The organism is Mesorhizobium sp. M7A.F.Ca.CA.003.01.2.1, from assembly GCF_003998945.1.
In the GTDB taxonomy this organism is placed as follows: Bacteria; Pseudomonadota; Alphaproteobacteria; order Rhizobiales; family Rhizobiaceae; genus Mesorhizobium; species Mesorhizobium ciceri.
Window position 1 is genome coordinate 1 of sequence record NZ_RZRA01000836.1, and the last position, 2525, is coordinate 2525.

Annotated in this window: 4 protein-coding genes and 1 pseudogene; all 5 read right to left on the reverse strand. The window is 64.9% G+C overall.

Features of this window, described 5'->3' with window-relative positions; all coding sequences use genetic code 11:
• Positions 1-194, reverse strand: a pseudogene (locus EN969_RS26375) (amidase); the annotation flags it as partial.
• A 1-nt stretch (position 195) separates the two neighbouring features.
• The gene (locus EN969_RS26380) at positions 196-1101 is read right to left on the reverse strand and encodes a ribokinase (protein WP_063169004.1); all 906 of its coding nucleotides are present in this window, start codon (positions 1099-1101) and stop codon (positions 196-198) included.
• Positions 1102-1254: 153 nt separating this feature from the next.
• The gene (locus tag EN969_RS26385; protein ID WP_027161333.1) at positions 1255-1737 is read right to left on the reverse strand and encodes a hypothetical protein; all 483 of its coding nucleotides are present in this window, start codon (positions 1735-1737) and stop codon (positions 1255-1257) included.
• Positions 1712-2224, reverse strand: a complete 513-nt coding sequence (locus EN969_RS26390) for a hypothetical protein (RefSeq protein WP_027161334.1) — start codon at positions 2222-2224, stop codon at positions 1712-1714. Before EN969_RS26390 ends, EN969_RS26385 begins: the two co-directional genes overlap by 26 nt.
• Positions 2191-2525: hypothetical protein (locus tag EN969_RS26395; RefSeq protein WP_127419528.1), on the reverse strand; the 335-nt coding region annotated here is incomplete at its 5' end. The genes EN969_RS26390 and EN969_RS26395, both read right to left, overlap by 34 nt.

Here is a 2525-nt window from a genome sequence, read left to right on the forward strand (position 1 = left end):
ATATCGGCGCGATCGCGCAAGGAGACGATGGCGTTGACCAGCGGATTGACCGCCTCGATGCGGTCGAGGAATGCCGCCACCACCTCGCGCACGCAAAGCTCCCTCTCCCGGATCGCGCCGGCGAGTTCGACTGCGGACAGGCGGCAGATGTCGCCTGCCGGTGGCACGGCATGTTTTGTTTGAGGACGCAGCATTTTAATGGGTTTCCTGCAGCGCCTGATCGACGTCTTTGGCGAGCGGGATCGCCGGTTGGGCGCCAGGTTTCAGGCAGGCCAGCGAGCCGGCCGCGCCGGCGCGCGCCAGCGCCTGTTCGAGCGTGAGGCCCGACGACAGGCTGGCGGCGAAATAGCCGCAGAACGTATCGCCGGCGCCGACCGTGTCGACGGGGACGATCTTGCGCGCAGCAACGGCCAGGAACTCGGTCGGTGTCGCCGCCATCACGCCATCGCCGCCGAGCGTGACGACGACGGTGCGGCCGGTCTTTCCGGCAAAGTCGCGCATGCGCACCGCCCGATCGCGGCCTTGCAGCGACAGCGCTTCGCCATACAGGTCGAACTCGGTTTCGTTGGCGACGACATAGTCGGCCTTGCCGAGAAAGCCGGCTGCTTGCGCCTGGAAAGGTGCTGTGTTGAGCACCGTGATGGCGCCGGCCGCCCTTGCCTGGTCGAGGGCGGCATCGACGGTGGCCAGCGGAATCTCATTTTGCAGCAGCACGACGTCGCCTTTTTTCAGAAAGGCCTTGGAGAGATCGCCGGGCACCACGGAAGCGTTGGCGCCCGGCACCACGGCGATGATGTTCTCGCCGTCGTCGGCGACCATGATCAGTGCCGTGCCGGTCGAGGCGTGAGTCTCGGCAACGCCGGACAGGTCGACCTTGCCGTCGCGCAGCAATGCCAGTGCCTCGGCGGCGAAGCTGTCCCTGCCGACGGCGCCGACCATGCGCACCGAGGCGCCGGCGCGTGCGGCGGCCAGGGCCTGGTTGGCGCCCTTGCCCCCGGGCGCGGTGGTGAAGGCCGAGCCGCCCACCGTCTCGCCGGGGCTCGGCAAGCGGTCGACCTTGGCGATAAGGTCGAGGTTGATCGAGCCGATGACGATAATCAAGCAGGGCCTCCTGGCAACGCAAATTCAAAATGCCGGAGCGTCTTCGTGCGTCCGGGCGAACGCAGATCGTTCCGATTGCGTGGAAGCTAACCTGTAAGGCCGCAGCTTGCCAGACCACGCGCATGGTCCAGCCCGATTTGAGTTGTCGCGGCCTTATTCGCAGCGCACGGTGACCGTGCCCTGATAGTTGCCGGCGGGAAAGATACCGCTCGACTTGGTGGCGGTGAGGTCGACCTGCATCGCGTGGGTGCCGTTGGCAACCCTCTGCGGCACACTTCCGTTGACATCGGCCCCCGAGCCATCGAGGCGGAAGACCGAAGCGAACGTCACGTTGGTGCCACCGCCGCTCGGCGCGGACGAGAATGCGGCAGGCGCCGGCGCCGAAACCGAATAGCAGTCAAGCAGGTTGAGTATTGAGCATAACAGGGAGCTTGCCACCACGGTGGCGCTGGCGCTCGATCCGCCTGCCTGTTTGGAGCCCAGTATGCTGATGGCGGGACTGGCCTTCATCGTTCCGGACGCCCCGACCATGATGGTGCAGGTGCCGATGATCGCCGCCTGCATCGGAAGGCAGGAACCGGCAAGTGCCGCCATCGCAAACAGCGCGCGGCTACTGCTTCTTCTTTTTCTTGCCATCGCCATTTCCGGTTCTGATGCTCCAGCCTTCGTTGGCCCACCCCGGTGATGCGGTCGCGGGAGCGGTGGCGGCAATACTCGCCGTCTGGCCGTCGGTGCCGAGGCCCATTTTGAGGAGCTTCAGCTCCAGCTGAAGGCGCTCGACCTCAAGCTCGTAGAGACGGCTGCAATCGACGCGCTTGGGCGTACGCCCGATGGGGATCACCACGCGGCCGTAAGTGGCGACATCATTGTCGGACTGGCTGTTGCCTCTGATGACGCCGAGATCGACATAGGCGCCGGAGCCGGAGACGGCGGAACGGCAAGTGGTGCCATCCGCGGCATGGACCTCGTCCTGGCCCTGGGGCAAGGTGACGCCGGGCAGGTTGAAGCCGCTTTCGTTCTGGTTGAGGTTGTAGACGTCCTCGGCCCCGGCCGGCGAGGCACCCGCCCAAACAGCCGCGAGCGCCAGTGTCAGGACTTGCGGCGCCCAAAAAACTTTCCGCATATCTGTGCCCTTATCTGCGTCTGTTGATTGGGAAAGGGGATGCTTTCGGTACAGATACGCACTTTACGCTCGGCAGCGCCGCCGAAAGGCACAACCACAAGGACAGAACGGGAGGCCTGGGAGGCCAGTTGGAAGACATTTGGAGAGACCCTGGCATCTACCGGCTGGAAATCCTGATCGTAGACGTGAATTTCGACCCGGATGTTGCGGTCGTAGGGATTGGCGGGGGAGACGCGAACCGCAAAGACGTCGGTGAAGCTGTTGATCTCGCCACGCATCGGCGACATCGACTGAGCCTTGG